The 1,758-nt window shown below is 73.8% G+C and carries 1 protein-coding gene and 1 pseudogene; both read left to right on the forward strand.

Annotation, left to right across the window (positions count from 1 at the left end):
- A partial coding sequence (locus B7767_RS35045; protein WP_085575603.1) for a peptidoglycan-binding protein occupies positions 1 to 1,145 on the forward strand: 1,145 nt, incomplete at its 5' end.
- Between the two features lie 216 nt (positions 1,146 to 1,361).
- Positions 1,362 to 1,758, forward strand: a pseudogene (locus tag B7767_RS35050) (hypothetical protein); the annotation flags it as partial.

Consider the following 1,758-nt stretch of genomic DNA (forward strand, 5'->3'; position numbering starts at 1 on the left):
CCGCGGTCGCCGCGCCAGCGGCCGCCGTCCCCCAGGCCCAGCGGCCCGCCGGTCCGGACGTTCCCGCAGGTGACGAGCCGGTCACCCCACAGGGAGCGCGGGCCCCGCTGCACGGTCCCGGCGGTCAGGCGGTTCGGCCCGCGAGTCCCGCACGCCTCGCGCGGGTGCCCGCGATCACCCGCGCGGACATCGTCGAGCGGGCCCGGAACTGGGTCACCCGGAAGATTCCGTACGGCGTGGGCTCCTACTGGTCCGACGGTTACCGGCAGGACTGTTCGGGTTACGTCTCGATGGCCTGGCGACTGCCCGGGAACGAATGGACCGGCAGCCTCGGGAAATACGCCGAGAGAATCACCAAGGACGAACTCCAGCCGGGCGACATGCTGCTGTTCCACAATGCGGCCGACCCGTACGGCGGATCACATGTGGTCCTTTTCGGCGGCTGGACGAACACCACCCGATCTCAGTACGTCGCCTACGAACAGACCGCGCCGCACACCCGCCGGAAGACCACCCCGTACGCCTACTGGAACAACTCCGCGCGTTATGTCCCGTACCGCTACAAGGGGGTGACCGACGGCGCGGCGGGGGCGGGGGCGTCCCTCCCGACGGGCCGGATCCCGTTCCCCGGAGCGGCGTATTTCGGCCCCGGCGCGGAGAACGAGTACGTCGCCGAGCTCGGCCGGATGCTCGTCGCCCGCGGTGCCGGGGGCTTCTACCCCGCTCCTTCCGGACCGCGCTGGACGGACGCGGACCGCAGGGCGACCCGGGCGTTCCAGGAGGCCCAGGGGTGGCGGGGCGCGGCGGCGGACGGGCTGCCGGGGCCGCTGACCTGGGAGCTGCTGGTGACCGGCGGGGGCCGGGACGTACAAAACGGAGGTTCCGCTTCCGGCTCGCGCGGGGTGCCGGACTATCCGGGCCGGGCGTCGTTCCGGCCGGGCGCCGTCAACGACCACGTCGCGCGGCTCGGGAGACGACTGGTGGAGAAGGGGTTCGGCCGGTACTACTCGAAGGGGCCGGGACCGCGCTGGAGCGAGGCCGACCGCCGCAACGTGGAGGCCTTCCAGCGGGCCCAGGGCTGGCGCGGCGGAGCGGCGGACGGCTTTCCGGGCCCGGAGACCTGGCGTCGGCTTTTCCTTTCATGACGCCCTGTGACGTCCCATGACGTCCCATGACGTCCTACTTACGGTGCATGACGTCCCACGGCGTCCCTGGAAGTGACCGATGTGACGCATCTGGCGCGGAGGCTGGAGGCACGCGTGACCACGACGACATCCCCCGTCCCCGAGAACGTTCCCGAACACATCCCCGAACGCGTTCCCGGGTCCGGGGGACCGGTGGACGACGCCCCGGTGGGTGTCGTGGCGGGCGACGGCCCGGTGGGTGGTGGTCCGGCGGACGGCGGCTCGGCGGCCGTCCGGCCGGTCCGGCTGATCCACACCGAGTCCACCACCGAGATCCCCGTCCACCTGCTGTTCCGCGACGCCCCCGAGCCGGCGCCGGTGCGGCTGCGTCCGGCGGTCGTCGCCCGCCGGACGGACGCGGACGGGAAGCTCCCCCAGGGCCAGGGCACGGGTACGGGCACGGGAAAGCGGGTCCGGTCGGTCGTCCCGGAGGTCGACCCCGAGCTGGTGGAGCGGCCCGCGCGGGTGCTGCCCGGCCTCGCGGGGGTGCTCGCCGGGGTGTGCGGGGCGGCCGGCTGCGCGGTCACCTCGTGGTGGGCGGGAGTGCTGCCGCCGCTGGTGGCGGAGGCGCTCG

Source organism: Streptomyces sp. 13-12-16 (assembly GCF_002114215.1).
Taxonomy (GTDB): Bacteria; Actinomycetota; Actinomycetes; order Streptomycetales; family Streptomycetaceae; genus Streptomyces.